The 664-nt window shown below is 46.4% G+C and carries 1 protein-coding gene; it reads right to left on the minus strand.

From position 1 onward, the window contains the following. Positions 1 to 571: ISAs1 family transposase (locus H0248_RS21080; RefSeq protein ID WP_180787368.1), on the minus strand; the 571-nt coding region annotated here is incomplete at its 3' end. Positions 572 to 664 lie beyond the last annotated feature (93 nt).

Below are 664 nucleotides of genomic sequence, written 5' to 3' on the forward strand. Positions count from 1 at the left end.
TGCCGACAATAAACTCGCCTTTACGCTGACAGATAAGCCGCAATGTCTCCACCTGACAATGAAGCGCATCCAGCGTAACGGTAGCATTTTCCAGCGACAGACATTCAATAAGCTGGCGGGCCACCGGCCCTTCTTTACCTTTGCTTTCAGTAGGTTGTTGATACAACGCAATACCATTGCCAATGTCATAAGCGCTGACGACATGCAGAGCTTGCGCTAAAAAGCCGTTGCCCGTTCCGCGAAGCGTTTTACCGTCAATCGCTATCTGCTTTCTGCCATTACTGCTGCGACGTTCATTAATCCAGCTTAACAGTGCCGACATCAGGGACTGGCTATCTAATGCCTTGATAATATTGGCGATACAGTGACGTTTTGGAATGCCATTAGCAAAAGGAGAATGCTGTCTCAGCCACGGGAGTTGGCACTCACCGAATTGCTGTATGGCTTTCCATCCCGATGCACCGCTTAGCACGGCGGTAAAGGTGAGGAAAATGACGTCCATCAATTCATGCTTTTTATTCGTTTCGCAGCGTGGGTCGGGTATTTCATTGATATAATTAAAGATAGTCATTGTCTTTCACTGAGTGTTAGTGGAGATAAAGCTCAGATCAGTAAAATCGAAATAAGTTCTCTATTTCAATAAGTAAAGTGGGATCCCACCCTG

Origin of the sequence: Pectobacterium brasiliense, from assembly GCF_013449685.1 — a bacterium.
GTDB classification, from domain to species: domain Bacteria; phylum Pseudomonadota; class Gammaproteobacteria; order Enterobacterales; family Enterobacteriaceae; genus Pectobacterium; species Pectobacterium brasiliense_A.